14 protein-coding genes are annotated in these 15,687 nt (G+C 68.4%); 1 reads left to right on the top strand and 13 read right to left on the bottom strand.

Annotated features, from left to right (window positions below; translation table 11 throughout):
• Nucleotides 1-6: 6 nt before the first annotated feature.
• The 7 genes from gap to AB3M90_RS07280 all read right to left on the bottom strand — a co-directional run bounded on the left by gap (nucleotide 7) and on the right by AB3M90_RS07280 (nucleotide 9,154).
• Nucleotides 7-1,017 carry a type I glyceraldehyde-3-phosphate dehydrogenase gene (gap, locus tag AB3M90_RS07250; protein WP_412950958.1) on the bottom strand — a complete coding sequence of 337 codons (1,011 nt, stop codon included), beginning with the start codon at nucleotides 1,015-1,017 and terminating at the stop codon, nucleotides 7-9.
• 113 nt (nucleotides 1,018-1,130) lie between these two features.
• On the bottom strand, nucleotides 1,131-1,757 hold the full coding sequence (locus AB3M90_RS07255) for a superoxide dismutase (protein WP_412950960.1): 627 nt from the start codon (nucleotides 1,755-1,757) through the stop codon (nucleotides 1,131-1,133).
• Between the two features lie 150 nt (nucleotides 1,758-1,907).
• Nucleotides 1,908-2,885, bottom strand: coding sequence for a DNA-binding protein WhiA (whiA, locus tag AB3M90_RS07260; protein ID WP_412950962.1), 978 nt, complete (start codon nucleotides 2,883-2,885; stop codon nucleotides 1,908-1,910).
• 67 nt (nucleotides 2,886-2,952) lie between these two features.
• Entirely contained in the window at nucleotides 2,953-3,825 is an 873-nt protein-coding gene (gene rapZ, locus AB3M90_RS07265) for an RNase adapter RapZ (protein WP_412950965.1), read from the bottom strand.
• A 30-nt stretch (nucleotides 3,826-3,855) separates the two neighbouring features.
• The gene (uvrC, locus tag AB3M90_RS07270; RefSeq protein ID WP_412950966.1) at nucleotides 3,856-5,727 is read right to left on the bottom strand and encodes an excinuclease ABC subunit UvrC; all 1,872 of its coding nucleotides are present in this window, start codon (nucleotides 5,725-5,727) and stop codon (nucleotides 3,856-3,858) included.
• Nucleotides 5,727-8,636: an excinuclease ABC subunit UvrA gene (gene uvrA, locus AB3M90_RS07275; RefSeq protein WP_412950968.1), complete on the bottom strand. Its 2,910-nt coding sequence runs from the start codon at nucleotides 8,634-8,636 to the stop codon at nucleotides 5,727-5,729. Before uvrA ends, uvrC begins: the two co-directional genes overlap by 1 nt.
• A 77-nt stretch (nucleotides 8,637-8,713) precedes the next feature.
• Nucleotides 8,714-9,154, bottom strand: a complete 441-nt coding sequence (locus AB3M90_RS07280; protein WP_412950969.1) for a MarR family winged helix-turn-helix transcriptional regulator — start codon at nucleotides 9,152-9,154, stop codon at nucleotides 8,714-8,716.
• A 48-nt stretch (nucleotides 9,155-9,202) separates the two neighbouring features.
• On the opposite strand from AB3M90_RS07280, the gene AB3M90_RS07285 reads away from it, so the two are divergent.
• Nucleotides 9,203-9,445, top strand: a complete 243-nt coding sequence (locus AB3M90_RS07285) for a hypothetical protein (protein ID WP_412950971.1) — start codon at nucleotides 9,203-9,205, stop codon at nucleotides 9,443-9,445.
• Between the two features lie 12 nt (nucleotides 9,446-9,457).
• On the opposite strand, the gene AB3M90_RS07290 is transcribed toward AB3M90_RS07285, so the two are convergent.
• Genes AB3M90_RS07290 through AB3M90_RS07315 form a run of 6 tightly spaced genes read right to left on the bottom strand, consistent with a single transcriptional unit; the run spans nucleotide 9,458 to nucleotide 15,680 of the window.
• Entirely contained in the window at nucleotides 9,458-9,790 is a 333-nt protein-coding gene (locus AB3M90_RS07290) for a TfoX/Sxy family protein (protein ID WP_412950973.1), read from the bottom strand.
• Nucleotides 9,791-9,820: 30 nt separating this feature from the next.
• On the bottom strand, nucleotides 9,821-11,893 hold the full coding sequence (gene uvrB, locus AB3M90_RS07295; protein ID WP_412950974.1) for an excinuclease ABC subunit UvrB: 2,073 nt from the start codon (nucleotides 11,891-11,893) through the stop codon (nucleotides 9,821-9,823).
• Between the two features lie 48 nt (nucleotides 11,894-11,941).
• Nucleotides 11,942-13,171 (bottom strand): MFS transporter, encoded by a 1,230-nt coding sequence (locus tag AB3M90_RS07300; protein WP_412950975.1) that lies wholly within the window; start codon nucleotides 13,169-13,171, stop codon nucleotides 11,942-11,944.
• Nucleotides 13,168-13,764, bottom strand: coding sequence for a dephospho-CoA kinase (gene coaE / locus AB3M90_RS07305; protein WP_412950977.1), 597 nt, complete (start codon nucleotides 13,762-13,764; stop codon nucleotides 13,168-13,170). Before coaE ends, AB3M90_RS07300 begins: the two co-directional genes overlap by 4 nt.
• A 30-nt stretch (nucleotides 13,765-13,794) precedes the next feature.
• Entirely contained in the window at nucleotides 13,795-14,379 is a 585-nt protein-coding gene (locus AB3M90_RS07310) for a CoA-binding protein (protein WP_412950979.1), read from the bottom strand.
• Nucleotides 14,376-15,680 carry an O-acetylhomoserine aminocarboxypropyltransferase/cysteine synthase family protein gene (locus AB3M90_RS07315; protein ID WP_412950981.1) on the bottom strand — a complete coding sequence of 435 codons (1,305 nt, stop codon included), beginning with the start codon at nucleotides 15,678-15,680 and terminating at the stop codon, nucleotides 14,376-14,378. Before AB3M90_RS07315 ends, AB3M90_RS07310 begins: the two co-directional genes overlap by 4 nt.
• Between the last annotated feature and the right edge of the window lie 7 nt (nucleotides 15,681-15,687).

Below are 15,687 nucleotides of genomic sequence, written 5' to 3' on the forward strand. Positions count from 1 at the left end.
CGCGGCTCAGATGCGCTCGGCGACGTACTCGGTCAGGTCGACGAGACGGTTGGAGTAGCCCCACTCGTTGTCGTACCAGCTCGACACCTTGATCAGGTTGCCGCTGACGTTGGTGAGCGTCGAGTCGAAGATCGACGAGTGCGGGTTGTGCACGATGTCGCTCGAGACGATCGGGTCGGCGTTGTACTGCAGGTAGCCGGCGAGACGACCGTCGAGGGCGGCCGCCTTGTACGCCGCGTTCACCTCGTCGACCGTGAGGTCCTGACGATCGGTGATGAGCGTGAGGTCGACGATCGACCCGGTGGGGACGGGCACGCGGTACGACGAGCCGCTCAGCTTGCCCTGGAGCTCCGGAAGCACCTCGCCGATCGCCTTGGCGGCACCGGTCGACGCCGGGGTGATGTTGATGGCCGCGGCGCGTGCGCGACGCAGGTCGCTGTGCGGGCCGTCCTGCAGGTTCTGGTCTGCCGTGTAGGCGTGCGCCGTCATCATGAAGCCTCGGTCGATGCCGAACGCGTCGTTGAAGACCTTCGCCAGCGGCGCGAGGCAGTTCGTCGTGCACGAGGCGTTCGAGATGATGTGGTCGGTCTCGGGGTTGTACGTGTCCTCGTTCACGCCCATCACGAATGTGCCGTCGACGCCGGTGCCGGGAGCGGAGATCAGGACCTTCTTGGCGCCGGCCTCGATGTGCTTCTTGGCGAGCTCCGCCTTGGTGAAGAAGCCGGTCGACTCGATGACGATGTCGACACCCAGCTCGCCCCACGGGAGGTTGGCGGGGTCGCGCTCGGCGAACGCCTTGATCGACTTGCCGTCGACGGTGATGCTCTCCTCGTCGTAGCTGATCTCGGCGTCGAGGACGCCGCCCACCGAGTCGTACTTCAGCAGGTGCGCGAGGGTCTTGTTGTCGGTGAGGTCGTTGACCGCGACGATCTCGAGGTCTGCGCCCTGCGCGAGAGCCGCGCGAAGGTAGTTGCGTCCGATACGGCCGAAGCCGTTGATGCCGATCTTGACAGACACGGAGGTCTCCCTGTTTCTCGTGCGCGGGCGCGGCAGTCGTGCAGCGCGACGCGCGGGGGGTTTTGGCTGAGATGGCGTCCCGACGAGACCAGGCCCGCCGGGACGCGACCCGGTTACGACAGTACCAGCAGGCCGTTCGTCTGCTGACGGGCGACGTCGAGGCGCTGAGCCACGTTCTCCCAGTTGGCGATGTTCCATGCCGCCTTGACGTAGTCGGCCTTCACGTTGAGGTAGTCGAGGTAGAAGGCGTGCTCCCACATGTCGAGCTGGAACAGCGGGATCGTCCCCTGAGCGGTGTTCGACTGCTGGTCGAACAGCTGCTGGATGATGAGACGCCGGCCGATCGAATCCCAGCTGAGAACCGCCCAGCCGGAGCCCTGGATGCCGGTCGCGGCGGCCGTGAAGTGCGCCTGGAACTTCTCGAACGAGCCGAAGTACTCGTCGATCGCCGCCTTCAGCTCGCCCTCGGGCTCACCGCCGCCGTTCGGGGAGAGGTTGGTCCAGAAGATCGAGTGGTTGACGTGTCCGCCGAGGTTGAACGCGAGGTCCTTCTCAAGCTTGTTGACGTTCGCCAGGTTGCCGCTCTCGCGGGCCTCGGCGAGCTGCTCGAGAGCCGTGTTCGCGCCGGCGACGTAGGTCGCGTGGTGCTTGTCATGGTGGAGTTCCATGATCTTTCCGCTGATGTGCGGCTCGAGCGCTGCGAAGTCGTAGGGAAGGTCGGGGAGCGTGTAAATCGCCATATCGCATTCATCCAATCCGCGCCGCGCCGCGGCGCTTGCCGATCCTCCGCGCCGCCGATGTGCGGCGTAGAGCGGACATCCATCATCCTAGTGACGACAACGCGCGGCCGGACCAGATCCTTCCGTCGTGTGACGAAGACCCTCGACGTGTCAGACGTCGATGCCCGCCGGTACGGCGGCCTCCGTGCCCGGGATTCCGTCCTGCTGCGCGCGCTTGTCGGCCATGGCGAGCAGACGACGGATGCGACCGGCGACGGCGTCTTTGGTGAGGGGCGGGTCGGCGTGATGCCCCAGCTCGTCGAGACTGGCGTCGCGATGCGCGAGTCGCAGCTCGCCGGCGACGCGCAGGTGCTCGGGGACCTCGTCCGCGAGGATCTCGAGTGCGCGTTCGACGCGGGCGCACGCCGCGACCGCAGCCTGGGCGGACCGGCGCAGATTCGCGTCGTCGAAGTTGACCAGGCGGTTGACGCCGGCGCGCACCTCGCGGCGCTGCCGGAGCTCCTCCCACGCGACGGCGGTGCGCTGCGCGCCCATCTCGGCGAGGATCGTGCGGATCGCCTCCCCTTCGCGCACGACGACGCGCGGCATGCCGCGCACCTCGCGGGCCTTCGCCGCCACGCCGAGCCGGTGCGCGGCGCCGACGAGAGCCATGGCAGCCTCGGATGACGGGCAGACGACCTCGAGCATGGCCGAGCGACCGGGTTCGCTGAGCGAGCCCGCGGCGAGGAACGCGCCGCGCCAGAGACCGGCGACCTCGGCACGAGAACCGGTGGTCAGGCGGTTGGGCAGCCCGCGCACGGGCCGACGGCGCTGATCGAGGAGTCCGGTCTGTCGCGCGAGCGTCTCGCCCTGCGCGATCACGCGCACCGCCCATCGGGCACCGTCGCTCGCGCTGCTCGACTGGACCTGCGCGATCTCGGGGCGGACGCCGTAGATCTCGGCGAGATCGCGGGCGACGCGGCGGGCGAGGGTCTCGGCATCGACCTCCGCCTCGACGGCCACGCGGCCGGCGATGGAATGCAGACCACCGGCGAACCGGAGGATCGCGGTCACCTCGGCGACGCGCACCGTCGGCGGTGCGTTGCGGATGCTGACCAGCTCAGCCTTGACGTCGGTGGTTAGGGCCACGACACTCCTTCACGTTCACGCGCCGGATCGCGACGCAAACGTCCAGCCTACTCGGCCGGGCGACCGGCTACTCCCTGCCCAGATCCCGGTGACGGACATTGACGGCCACGCCGGGGATGGCCGTGAGCCTGCGCGCGAGCTCCTCCGACATCGCCACGGAGCGGTGCTTGCCGCCCGTGCACCCGATGGCGATGGTGGAGTGGCTCTTGTTCTCACGCTGGTACCCCTCGAGCACCGGGGCCAATGCCGCGGCGTAGGCGTCGAGGAAGTCGAGGGCGCCGTCGCGCGACAGCACGTAGTCGCGGACGGACTCGTCCTGGCCGGTCAGGCCGCGCAGCTCCTCGTTCCAGAACGGGTTCGGGAGGAAGCGCATGTCGGCGACGATGTCGACGTCGGTCGGCAGGCCGTACTTGAAGCCGAAACTGAGGAGGGTGACGCGGTGCCGGGCCTGGCCCTCCTCCGAGAAGATGTCGGACACCTGGGTGGCGAGCTGATGGATGTTCAGCGCGGAGGTGTCGATGACGAGGTCGGCCGCCTCGCGGATCGGCGCGAGGCGGGTGCGTTCGGTGCGGATGCCGTCGAGCAGGGTGCCGTCGTCCTGGAGCGGATGCGGCCGCCGAACCGACTCGAAGCGTCGCACGAGCACGTCATCGGAGGCGTCGAGGAAGAGCACACGCACCGAGCCGCGGGAGCGGAGGGCGCGGGCCACACCGGGGAAGTCGTCGAAGAGATTGCGGCCGCGCACGTCGACGACCGCGGCGACCTTGGGCAGCGCATTCCCGCCCATGTCGGTGAGGTCGAGCAGCGGGCGCAGGATCTGCGGCGGCAGGTTGTCGACGACGTACCAGCCGAGGTCCTCCAGTGCGTTCGCCACGGTGGTCCGGCCGGCGCCGGACATCCCCGTGACGATGAGGAACTCGCCCTTCTCCTCGTCCGTCATCTCAGCGCCCCTTCTCCCCCGCCGTCCAGCCTAGCGAGTCGCGAGATGCGTGTGGATGTTCTGCGCGAGGACCGGACCGATTCCCTGCACCTGCTGGATCTCCTGGGGCCGGGCGGCGCGAAGCGCCGTGACCGAGCCGAAGTGCTTCAGCAGCACCTTGATCCGCGACGACCCGAGGCCCGGCACCTCGGCGAGCACGGTGGAGATGTCGTTCTTCCGCCTCTTCCGCTGGTGCGTGATGGCGAAGCGGTGTGCCTCGTCGCGGAGTCGTTGCAGCAGGTACAGCGCCTCGCTGGTGCGCGGCAGGATCACCGGGTAGTCGTCGCCGGGCAGCCAGACCTCTTCGAGGCGCTTGGCGATGCCGCATACGGCGATCTCGGTGTGCCCGGCGTCGCGGAGCGCGCGTGCTGCCGCTTCGACCTGGGGTCTGCCGCCGTCCACGAGGAGCAGCTGGGGCGGGTAGGCGAAGCGCGGACGCCGTCGCCCATTCTCGTCGGCCGCGTCGTCGTCGTTCTCCTCGGGCCGATCCAGGTAGGCGAGCCGCCGGCGGAGCACCTGGTACATCGAATCGGTGTCGTCGGTGGTCTCGGGGATGTTGAACGACCGGTACTGGTCTTTGCGGGGCAGTCCGTCTTCGAAGACCACCATCGATGCGACGACGTTCGTGCCGCCCAGGTGCGAGATGTCGAAGCACTCGATGCGCAACGGCGCCTCGCTCATGCCCAGCGCCGCCTGCAGGTCGGTGAGCGCCTGGGTCCGCGCGACGTAGTCGCTGGTGCGACGCGTCTTGTGCCGGATCAGCGCCTGCTGCGCATTCACGGTCGCCGTGCGCATGAGGTCGGCGCGCTGACCCCGCTGTGCCACCGCGATCTCGGTCTTCTTCCCCCTGCGCTCCCGCAGCCACGCCTCGAGGTCGGCGGCGTCATCGGGAAGGGTCGGAACGATGATGCGCCGAGGCACGTCCTGGGCATCGCCGTAGGCGCGCTGGAGCACCTGGTCGACGAGTTCGCCCGTGGTGATGTCGATCTCCTTCTCGATCGTCATCGCGCGCACTCCGCGCACGCGGCCACCGCGGATGACGAAGTGCTGCACGGCTGCGGCGAGCTCGTCCTCGGCGATCCCGAACAGGTCGGCGTCCTCGTCGGGCTGGAGCACCAGCGCGCTCTTTCCGAGCACGGCCTCGATCGCGCTGAGCTTGTCCCGGTACTTCGCGGCGGCCTCGTAGTCCATCGCAGCCGAGGCGGCCAGCATCCGCTTCGTCAGATCCCGAGTGAACCGCTCGTCTCCGCCGGCCATGAACGCGACGAAGTCGTCGACCATGGCACGGTGCTCTTCGATGGTCACCGTCATGGAGCACGGTCCGCCGCACTTGCCGATCTGCCCGGGGAAGCACGGGCGCCCGGTCTGCATCGCCCGCTTGTAGCTCGCGTCGCTGCACGTGCGGATCGGGAACGCCTTGATCATCAGGTCGATGGTCTCGTGCACCGCCCACACCTTCGGGAAGGGGCCGAAGTATCGAGCGCCGGGGATCTTGCGGTTGCGGGTGACGATGACCCGCGGCGCCTCGTCGCCGAGGGTGACCGCCATGAAGGGATACGACTTGTCGTCGCGATACCGCACGTTGAACGGCGGATCGAACTCCTTGATCCACATGTACTCGAGTTGGAGCGAGTCGACGTCGGTCGGCACGACCGTCCACTCGACGGATGCGGCCGTGGTGACCATGCGCCGGGTGCGCTCGTGCAGCGTGCGCAGGGGCGCGAAGTAGTTCGACAGCCGCTGACGCAGGTTCTTCGCCTTGCCCACGTACAGGACGCGGCCGTCGGCGTCGCGGAACCGGTACACACCGGGGTCGGTGGGGATCTCCCCCGTTCTCGGCTTGTACGGAAGGACAGCCGCCATCAGCTGGCCTTCCGCACGGGTCCTGTCTGCGTCGCTGATCCGGTCGAGCCGTCGAGGATCTCAGCGAGGAAGAGCCCGGTGTGGCTCTCCTCGACGCGCGCGATCTGCTCGGGCGTGCCGGTGGCGATGATCTGACCACCGCCGGAGCCGCCCTCGGGCCCGAGGTCGATCACCCAGTCGGCCGATTTGATGACGTCGAGGTTGTGCTCGATCACGATGACCGTGTTGCCCTTGTCGACGAGTCCGTTGAGGACTTCCAGCAGCTTGCGCACGTCTTCGAAGTGCAGACCGGTGGTCGGCTCGTCGAGCACGTAGATGCTGCGGCCGTTGCTGCGCCGCTGGAGCTCGGTCGCGAGCTTCACGCGCTGCGCCTCGCCGCCCGACAGCGTGGTCGCCGACTGACCGAGCCGCACGTACCCGAGGCCCACGTCGACGAGGGTCTTCATGTACCGGTGGATCGCCTGGATCGGCTCGAAGAACTCGGCGGCCTCCTCGATCGGCATCTCGAGCACCTCGGCGATGTTCTTGCCCTTGTAGTGCACCGCCAGGGTGTCGCGGTTGTAGCGCTTGCCGTGGCAGACCTCGCAGTCGACGTACACGTCGGGCAGGAAGTTCATCTCGATCTTGATGGTGCCGTCGCCCGAGCACGCCTCGCAGCGCCCGCCCTTGACGTTGAAGCTGAAGCGTCCGGGGAGGTATCCGCGGACCTTCGCCTCGGGCGTCTCGCTGAAGAGGGTGCGGATGCGGTCGAACACGCCCGTGTACGTCGCCGGGTTGGATCGCGGCGTGCGCCCGATCGGCGCCTGGTCGACGTGCACGACCTTGTCGAGGTTGTCGAGCCCGGTCACCCGCGTGTGCTTGCCCGGCACGGTGCGGGCGCCGTTGAGACGTGAGGCGAGCACCTGGTACAGGATGTCGTTGACGAGCGACGACTTGCCCGACCCGCTGACCCCGGTCACCGCGGTCAGCACTCCGAGGGGGAAGTCGGCGGTGACGTTGCGCAGATTGTTCGCGCGCGCGCCGACCACGCTCAGCATCCGCTTCTTGTCGATCTTGCGCCGCTTCGTCGGCATCGGGATCTCGCGGCGACCGGAGAGGTACTGGCCGGTCATCGACTCAGAGTCGCCGAGGAGGGCGGAGTACGGGCCGGAGTGCACCACCGCCCCGCCGTTCACGCCGGCGCCCGGCCCGATGTCGACGACCCAGTCTGCCGCCTCGATCGTCTCTTCGTCGTGCTCGACCACGATCAGCGTGTTGCCGAGGTCGCGGAGCTTGAGGAGAGTGTTGATGAGCCGACGATTGTCGCGCTGATGGAGTCCGATCGACGGTTCGTCGAGCACGTAGAGCACACCCGTGAGTCCCGACCCGATCTGCGTGGCCAGGCGGATGCGCTGCGCCTCGCCGCCCGAGAGCGAGCCGGCCGAGCGGCTGAGGTTGAGGTAGGAGAGACCGACCTGCAGCAGGAAGTCGAGCCGCAGCCGGATCTCGCGCAGCACCTGCGCGGCGATCTGCGCCTCTCGATCGGTCAGGGTCAGTGTCTCCATGAACGAGCGGGCATCGGCGAGGCTGAGATGGGAGACCTCGGCGATCGAGTGGCCGTGCACCTGCACGGCGAGAACCTCGGGCTTCAGGCGGTTGCCGTCGCAGACCGGACACGGCACCTCGCGCAGGTACTCGCCCCAGCGGCTGCGCTGCGTGTCGGACTCGGCCTGCAGGTACTGCCGCTCGATATAGGGCACGACGCCCTCGAAGCCCGACGCGTAGCGCATCTCGCGCCCGTACCGGTTCTTCCACTTCACCGTCACCTTGTAGTTCTCCCCGCGGAGGACGGCGTCCTGCACGTCGGAGTGAAGCCGATTCCATGGAGTGTCGAGCGAGAAGTCGAGGTCTCGCGCGAGACCTTCGAGCAGTCGCTCGTAGTACTGGAACAGCCCCTTGCCCTGCGTGGTCCACGGGATGATGACGCCCTCGCGGATGGAGAGGTCTTCGTCGCCGAGCATCAGGTCGACGTCGACCGACATGCGGGTGCCGAGGCCCGAGCACGCGGGGCACGCGCCGAACGGCGCGTTGAACGAGAAGGTGCGCGGTTCGATCTCGGTGAGGGTGAGGGCATGCCCGTTCGGGCACGCCAGCTTCTCGGAGAAGGTCTGCCAGGCGTCTTCTCCCTCACCGTCGACGTAGTTCACCTGCACCACGCCGCCCGCCAGGCCCAGCGCGGTCTCGACGGAGTCGGTGATGCGCCCGAGGATGTCGGGCGACGCGACGAGACGGTCGACCACGACGGCGATGTCGTGCTTGTAGCTCTTCTTCAGCGTGGGCGGCTCGGAGAGCTGGATCAGATCGCCGTCGACGATCGCGCGCGAGTATCCCTTCGCGCCCAGTTCGCGGAACAGGTCGACGAACTCGCCCTTCTTCTGCGAGACGATCGGGGCGACGATCTGGTAGCGCGTCCGCTCGGGGAGCTCCATGAGCTGATCGGCGATCTGCTGAACCGTCTGCCGCTGGATGCGCTCGCCGCACTCGGGGCAGTGCGGAACCCCGATGCGCGCCCACAGGAGTCGCATGTAGTCGTAGATCTCGGTGATCGTGCCGACGGTCGAGCGCGGATTGCGGTTGGTCGACTTCTGATCGATCGACACCGCCGGACTCAGACCCTCGATGAAGTCGACGTCGGGGCGGTCGACCTGGCCGAGGAACTGGCGGGCGTAAGCGCTCAGCGACTCGACGTAGCGACGCTGGCCCTCGGCGAAGATCGTGTCGAAGGCGAGGCTCGACTTTCCCGACCCGGAGAGGCCGGTGAACACGACCAGGGAGTCGCGCGGGATGTCGATGTCGACGTTCTTGAGATTGTGCACGCGGGCACCGCGAACACTGAGTTTTCCTGGGGAGGCAACGGGGACGATGGGCACCGGACAAGTCTACGAGGGGCCACGGACATCGGCTCCGCGCAGCCTGTGAGTGTGCCGTCCAGCGCCCCCGGTCGGGGTCAGTCGGCTCTCGGACGCCGCCCGGCGAAGGCGCCGAGTCCGTCGCGGAGCAGCGCGATCTGAGCCGGATCCATCTCCACGGCAGCCATGACCTGACGCGGCACGTCGACCGCCCTCTCGCGGAGCGCGGCGCCCGCGTCGGTGAGCGTGATCTCGAGACGCCGCTCGTCCCGGGTGCTGCGCTGACGGGTCACGAGACCGTCGGCTTCGAGGCGCTTCACGAGGGGCGACGCGGTGGCCGGCTCGAGAGCCAGATCGGCGGCCAGGTCATGCAGCGTGCGCGGTGCGCGCTCCCAGAGCGCGAGCATCACGAGGTACTGCGGATGGGTGAGCCCCAGCGGCTCGAGGATGGGTCGGTAGACGGCGACCACGTTGCGCGCCGCGGTCACGATCGCGAAGCAGAGCTGATTCTCGAGGCGGAGCAGATCGTCGGTTGCCATCACACAGCCGAATATACATGCGGCCTAATGCTTAGTACACTAATGATCATGCGCCGAGACTCCGATCGCCCCGCCCTCCGCACCCGCATCCGCGAGGCCGGCGGACTCTACGCGTGGGTCAACGCGAACCTGATCCGTTTCGCCGGGCCGGCGTCGGTGGGGCCGTACGAGAAGACGCCGCCGCCGAGTGCGGCCGAGCGCGCGGAGCGTGCGTGTCCCCTGTGCGGTGCCCCGATGTCGGAGCACGAGATCGACCGCAGCGGCCCGCGCACCATGGTGCACTGCCCCTGAGCCCCGACGGACTCAGTCGGCGCGGCGGTTCGTCTCACGTGCGGCATCGAGCCAGAACATGAGGCCGTCGTCGTCGGCGATCGCCTCGGGGGCGACGTCGAGCCAACCCGAGCCCATCGTGCGCGTTCCCATGACCGCGTGCGAGGCGCCCGGCTCGGTGAGGAGCGCGGGTCCGTTCTCGTCGTCGACCCGGACCAGCAGGACCCCGTTCTTTCGCGCACCGACCAGGATGCGACCGTCGAGGAGGAATGCGCGGGTGCCGAACATCCTCCGCTCCTCGATCTCCGCCCCGATGCTCAGGAGTGCGCGGACGCGGTCGGCGAGCTCTTCACCTGCGGCATCCATGGTCAGCTCCTCCCCTCACACCGCGGCCGCTCACGCGTGACCGGCGCGTTCCATCGCTCGGAGCTCCTTCTTGAGGTCCTGCACCTCGTCGCGCAGCCGCCCGGCCAGCTCGAACTTGAGCTCGGCCGCCGCGGCGAGCATCTGGTTCGACAGGTCCTGGATCGTCGCCTCCAGCTGCTCGGCCCCCTCGGCGGCGATGCCGGTGCGTCGGAGGTTGGGCGTGGGCGACTTGCCCTTGCCGCTCCCCCGCCCGCGGCCGGCGAGCATGTCGGCCGTATCGGCGCCCTCGCGTGCGAGCACCTCGGTGATATCGGCGATGCGCTTGCGCAGAGGCATCGGATCGATGCCGTTCTCCTTGTTGTAGGCGATCTGCTTCTCGCGTCGGCGATCGGTCTCCTCGATCGCCTTGGCCATCGAGTCGGTGATCTTGTCGGCGTACATGTGCACCTCGCCGGAGACGTTTCGTGCGGCTCGTCCGATCGTCTGGATCAGTGAGGTGCCCGAACGCAGGAACCCCTCCTTGTCGGCGTCGAGGATCGCGACCAACGACACCTCCGGAAGATCGAGGCCCTCTCGCAGGAGGTTGATGCCGACCAGCACGTCGTACACGCCCGTGCGCAGCTCCGTGAGCAGTTCGACCCGACGCAGCGTGTCGACGTCGGAATGCAGATATCTCACGCGGACGCCGTGTTCGCCGAGGAAGTCTGTCAGCTCCTCCGCCATCTTCTTCGTCAGCGTCGTGACGAGGATGCGCTCATCCCTCTCGACGCGCACGCGGATCTCCTCGAGCAGGTCGTCGATCTGACCCTTCGACGGCTTCACCACGATATGCGGATCGACGAGGCCGGTCGGGCGGATGATCTGCTCCACCACGCCGTCGGCGATGCCCATCTCGTACTTTCCGGGCGTCGCCGAGAGGTACACCGTCTGTCCCACCCGGTTCTTGAACTCGTCCCAGCGCAGCGGGCGGTTGTCCATGGCACTCGGCAGCCGGAACCCGTGATCGACGAGCGTGCGCTTGCGCGACGCGTCGCCTTCGTACATCGCCCCGATCTGCGGCACCGTCACGTGCGACTCGTCGATGACGAGGAGGAAGTCGTCGGGGAAGAAGTCGAGCAGGGTGTGGGGCGGCTCGCCCGGCATCCGCCCGTCCATGTGACGGGAGTAGTTCTCGATGCCGGAGCAGAAGCCCAGTTGCTGGAGCATCTCGAGATCGAAGGTGGTGCGCATGCGCAGTCGCTGCGCCTCGAGCAGCTTGCCCTGTCGTTCGAACTCCTCCAAACGCTGTTCGAGCTCGTGCTCGATCGTGCCGATCGAGCGCTGGATGACGTCGGTCCCCGCGACGTAGTGCGAGGCGGGGAAGATCGGCACCGAATCGAGCTTCTCGATGACCTCGCCGGTCAGCGGATGCAACGAGTACAGTCCCTCGATCTCGTCGCCGAAGAGCTCGATGCGGATCGCGTGCTCCTCGTAGACCGGGATGATCTCGATGGTGTCTCCTCGCACGCGAAAGTTGCCCCGCGAGAAGTCGACGTCGTTGCGGTTGTACTGCATGGCGATGAACTGACGGATCAGCGCGTCGCGGTCGTAGCGCTCGCCCACCTGCAGCGCGACCATCGCCCGGAGGTACTCCTCGGGCGCACCGAGGCCGTAGATGCACGACACCGTGGAGACCACGACGACGTCGCGCCGGCTGAGGAGCGAGTTCGTGGTCGAGTGCCGCAGCCGCTCGACCTCGGCGTTGATCGACGAGTCCTTCTCGATGAAGGTGTCGGTCTGGGGCACATAGGCCTCGGGCTGGTAGTAGTCGTAGTACGAGACGAAGTACTCCACGGCGTTGTTCGGCATGAGCTCGCGGAACTCGTTGGCCAGCTGTGCCGCCAGGGTCTTGTTGTGCGCGAGCACGAGCGTGGGTCGCTGCACCTGCTCGACCAGCCAGGCGGTCGTCGCCGACTTTCCCGTTCCGGTGGCGCCGAGCAGCACCACATCGGTCTCCCCCGCGTTGATCCGCCCCGCGAGCTCGGCGATGGCCTGCGGCTGGTCGCCCGCGGGTGCGTATTCGCTGATGACCTCGAAGGGACGGACGCTGCGCGTGGTCTGCATACCTCCAGCGTAGGCCGCCCCTCCGACATCGAGGCCGTCGCCCGCGGGTCAGCCCGCCATCGGACGCCCGGAGGCCGTGGTGCGAAGAGCGGCGACCGCGATCACGGCGGCGGCGAGGCACATCGAGACCATGAGCACGACGAACAGCGACCAGCTCGTCGACCCGAAAACCAGGCCGAGGGCCCAGCCGAAAAGGCTCGAGCCGGCGTAGTAGCCGAAGTAGTACAGCGACGACGCCTGGGCGCGGGTCTCGGTGCTCGCCGCGGTCGGAGCCCACCCGGACGCCACCGCATGGGCCGCGAAGAATCCCGCCGTGAAGAGCAACAGACCGCACAGCAGGACGGCTACGGCCGGAACGAGCATCAGCAGGGCCCCCGTCGCCGTGAGTCCGAGCGCGCCGAGGAGAACCGGATACCGGCCGAATCGGGTCGCCAGGCCGCCGGCCCACGGCGACGAAACGGTGCCGGCCAGGTAGGCCAGGAACAGGAGCGTCACGAGCCACACCGGGAGCAGGAACGGCGGCGCGGACAGGTGGAATCCCAGATAGTTGTAGACGGCGACGAAGGCGCCCATAAGGAGGAAGCCCTGCGCGTACAGCGCGAGCTGCTGCGGAGACCGCAGTGGCACCAGCAGTCGACGGAGCAGGGTCGGACTGTACCGCTCGTTCCGCCGACGAGGCACGAATCCCCGCGCGCGCGGGGTGAGCCACAGGAAGAGGACGGCTGCGACGACGCAGAGCAGGGCGACAGCCCAGACACCGGCGCGCCAGGCCGTCAGCTCCCCCACGACGCCGGCGACGATGCGGCCCAGGAGCCCTCCCACCGTGGTGCCCGCGATGTAGCTGCCGGCGGCTGCGGCGGCATGACGCGCGCTCACCTCCTCGCTCAGGTAGGCGAGCGCCACAGCGGGAATCGCACCGAGTGCCATGCCCTCAGCGAGCCGTAGGACCAGGAGGAGGCCGATCTCCGAGCTGAGAGGCGCGCACAGCCCGAGGGCGGTCGCCGCGATCACGCCGAGGGCCATGGCCTGCAGGCGTCCGATCCGGTCAGCGACGGCGGACCACGGGATCACCGCGATCGCGAGGCCCAGGGTCGCGGCCGACACGGTGAGCGCGGCGGTCGCCGGCGCGACCTCGAGGTCGTCGGCGATCTGCGGCAGCACGCCCTGCGTCGAGTAGAGCTGCGCGAAGGTGGCGACGCCGGCGAAGAAGAGTCCCACGATGAGGCGCCGGTACTCCGCCGAGCCGGGAGCATGCCCGCGGAACGGGTCGTCCGTCACCGCGCGCGGATGCGCTCCCAGAGCGCATCGGTCTGGGCGTGCGTCTCCGCGATGTCGCTGGCCGTGTCGATCACGACGTCGGCGATCGCGAGCCGCTGATCGTCCGACACCTGCGCATCGATCCGCTCCTGCGCCGCGCGTGCATCCATCCCGCGCAGTTCGACCAGGCGCCGCAGACGCTCGGATGCCGGTGCGTGCGCGACCACGATCATGTCCCACGGATCGTCGACCCGGGCCTCGACGAGCAGCGGCACGTCGTACACCACGACCGCCTGAGGATCCGCCAGAGCCTCCTCGAATCGCCGTTGCGATTCCTCGCGCACCGCCGGATGCACGATCGCGTTCAACCGGCCCAGCAGGGTCGCATCGCCGAAGACCCTGGCGCCGAGCGCCGCACGGTCCAACGCGCCGTCCGAGCCGATGACATCGGGCCCGAAGGTCTCCGCGATCCGCGCCAGCACCGGCGAGCCGGGCGCCTGCACGTCACGCACGATCTGGTCGGCGTCGACGATCATCGCTCCGTGCTCGGCGAGACGCCGCGCGATGGTCGACTTCCCCGACGCGATGCCGCCGGTGAGTGCGATGAGGGGCATGCCGCCAGTCTAGGCTTCGCGGCTCGCGGCTCAGCGCCCCAGGAGCTGGCGCCGCGAGCTGATCACGCCGGTGTCGAATCCGGCGAGGTGCAATCCGCCGTGGAAGCGCGCATGCTCGATCTTGATGCAGCGGTCCATGACGACCGAGAGGCCCGCCCCTTCGGCAAGAGCCGCGGCGTCTTCATTCCATGAGCCGAGCTGCAGCCACAGCGCCTGCGCACCTAGGTCGATCGCCTCCTGCGCCACGCCGGGCAGGTCGTCGTGACGGCGGAACACGTCCACGATGTCCGGCACGACGGGGAGGTCGGCCAGTGAGGCGTAGACGGGCTGCCCGAGGATCTCAGTCTCCCGCGGGTTGACGAGGTACACGTCGTACGCCGTGCTCGAGAGCAGATACGTCGCGACGAAGAACGATGCCCGGGCAGGATTGTTCGAGGCCCCGACGATCGCGACCGACTTCGCGCGGCGGAGGAGGGCGAAGCGGTCCTGCTGGTTCGGTCCGATCCAGGTCCGCCCGATTGCCGCGGGCGTGATCCCGGGAAGCGCGCACGCCGCGGCATCCGTCACTGCAGGAACGGCGCAGGCATCCGCCGTCGCTTCGTTCGTCGCGCTCATCGGTTCACTCCTGTCGCGGTGGTGAGAGCCTGGTCGAGGTCCCAGATGATGTCGTCGGCGTCTTCGAGGCCGACCGAGATGCGGATCAGGTCCGGCCGCACGCCCGCGGCCACGAGCTGAGCCTCGGTGAGCTGGCGGTGCGTGGTCGACGCGGGGTGGATGACCAGGGTGCGCGCGTCGCCGATGTTGGCCAGGTGCGAGGCCAGCTGCAGGTTTTCGATCAGCTTCTCCCCCGCGGCGCGGCCGTCTTCCGCCGCGACGCCGAAGGCGAACACCGATCCGGGTCCGAGCGGGAGGTACTTCTCCGCACGCTGCTTGTGCGGGTGCCCGTCGAGTCCCGCCCAGGTGACGTACGCGACACGCGGGTCGGACGCAAGCCAGTCGGCGACGATCCGCGCGTTGGCGAGATGTGCATCGATGCGCTGCGGGAGCGTCTCGATGCCCTGAAGCAGGTTGAACGCGGCCTGCGGGCTGAGCGCGGGACCGATGTCGCGCAGCTGCTCGGTGCGGAGCTTGGTGAGGAAGCCGTACTCGCCGAAGTTGTCCCACCACTTGATGCCGCCGTACGACTCGACGGGTTCGGTCATCTGCGGGAACTTCCCGTTCCCCCAGTCGAACGTGCCCTTCTCGATGACCACGCCGCCGAGGGTCGTGCCGTGCCCGCCGAGGAACTTCGTGACCGAGTGGATGACGATGTCGGCGCCGTGCTCGAGCGGACGGGCGAGGTAGGGCGTCGCGAGAGTTGCGTCGACGACGAGCGGCACACCCGCCGCGTGGGCGACCTCCGCCAGGCCCTCGATGTCGGCGATCTCGCCGGACGGGTTGCCGATCATCTCCACGTAGACGACCTTCGTCTCCGGACGGATCGCGGCGGCGTAGTCGGCAGGGTCAGTCGATGAGACGAACGTCGTCTCCACTCCGAAGCGACGCAGCGTGACATCGAGCTGCGTGACCGTTCCGCCGTACAGCTGCGCGGCCGCGACGACGTGGTCGCCCGCGCCGACGAGAGCCGCGAACGTGATGAATTCCGCACTCATGCCGGATGCCGTCGCCACAGCTCCGATGCCGCCTTCGAGCGACGCGAGGCGCTCCTCGAGTGCCGCGACCGTCGGGTTGCCGATGCGGGAGTAGATGTTGCCGTACTTCTGCAGGGCGAAGAGGTTGCCGGCATCCGTGGCGTCCTCGAAGACGAACGACGTCGTCTGATAGATCGGCACCGCGCGCGCTCCGGTCGCGGCATCGGGCGTGCCGCCCGCGTGCAGGGCCCTGGTGCGGAACCCGAAACGATGTTCTTCGGTCATGTTGTCC

The organism is Microbacterium martis (assembly GCF_047246685.1).
In the GTDB taxonomy this organism is placed as follows: Bacteria; Actinomycetota; Actinomycetes; order Actinomycetales; family Microbacteriaceae; genus Microbacterium.

Coding starts and splice junctions, on each gene's coding strand:
- AB3M90_RS07255 (WP_412950960.1), bottom strand. CDS start 1,757: ATGGCGATTTACACGCTCCCCGACCTTCCCTACGACTTCGCAGCGCTC.
- rapZ (WP_412950965.1), bottom strand. CDS start 3,825: ATGACGGACGAGGAGAAGGGCGAGTTCCTCATCGTCACGGGGATGTCC.
- uvrC (WP_412950966.1), bottom strand. CDS start 5,727: ATGGCGGCTGTCCTTCCGTACAAGCCGAGAACGGGGGAGATCCCCACC.
- AB3M90_RS07280 (WP_412950969.1), bottom strand. CDS start 9,154: ATGGCAACCGACGATCTGCTCCGCCTCGAGAATCAGCTCTGCTTCGCG.
- AB3M90_RS07285 (WP_412950971.1), top strand. CDS start 9,203: ATGCGCCGAGACTCCGATCGCCCCGCCCTCCGCACCCGCATCCGCGAG.
- AB3M90_RS07290 (WP_412950973.1), bottom strand. CDS start 9,790: ATGGATGCCGCAGGTGAAGAGCTCGCCGACCGCGTCCGCGCACTCCTG.
- uvrB (WP_412950974.1), bottom strand. CDS start 11,893: ATGCAGACCACGCGCAGCGTCCGTCCCTTCGAGGTCATCAGCGAATAC.
- coaE (WP_412950977.1), bottom strand. CDS start 13,764: ATGCCCCTCATCGCACTCACCGGCGGCATCGCGTCGGGGAAGTCGACC.
- AB3M90_RS07310 (WP_412950979.1), bottom strand. CDS start 14,379: ATGAGCGCGACGAACGAAGCGACGGCGGATGCCTGCGCCGTTCCTGCA.
- AB3M90_RS07315 (WP_412950981.1), bottom strand. CDS start 15,680: ATGACCGAAGAACATCGTTTCGGGTTCCGCACCAGGGCCCTGCACGCG.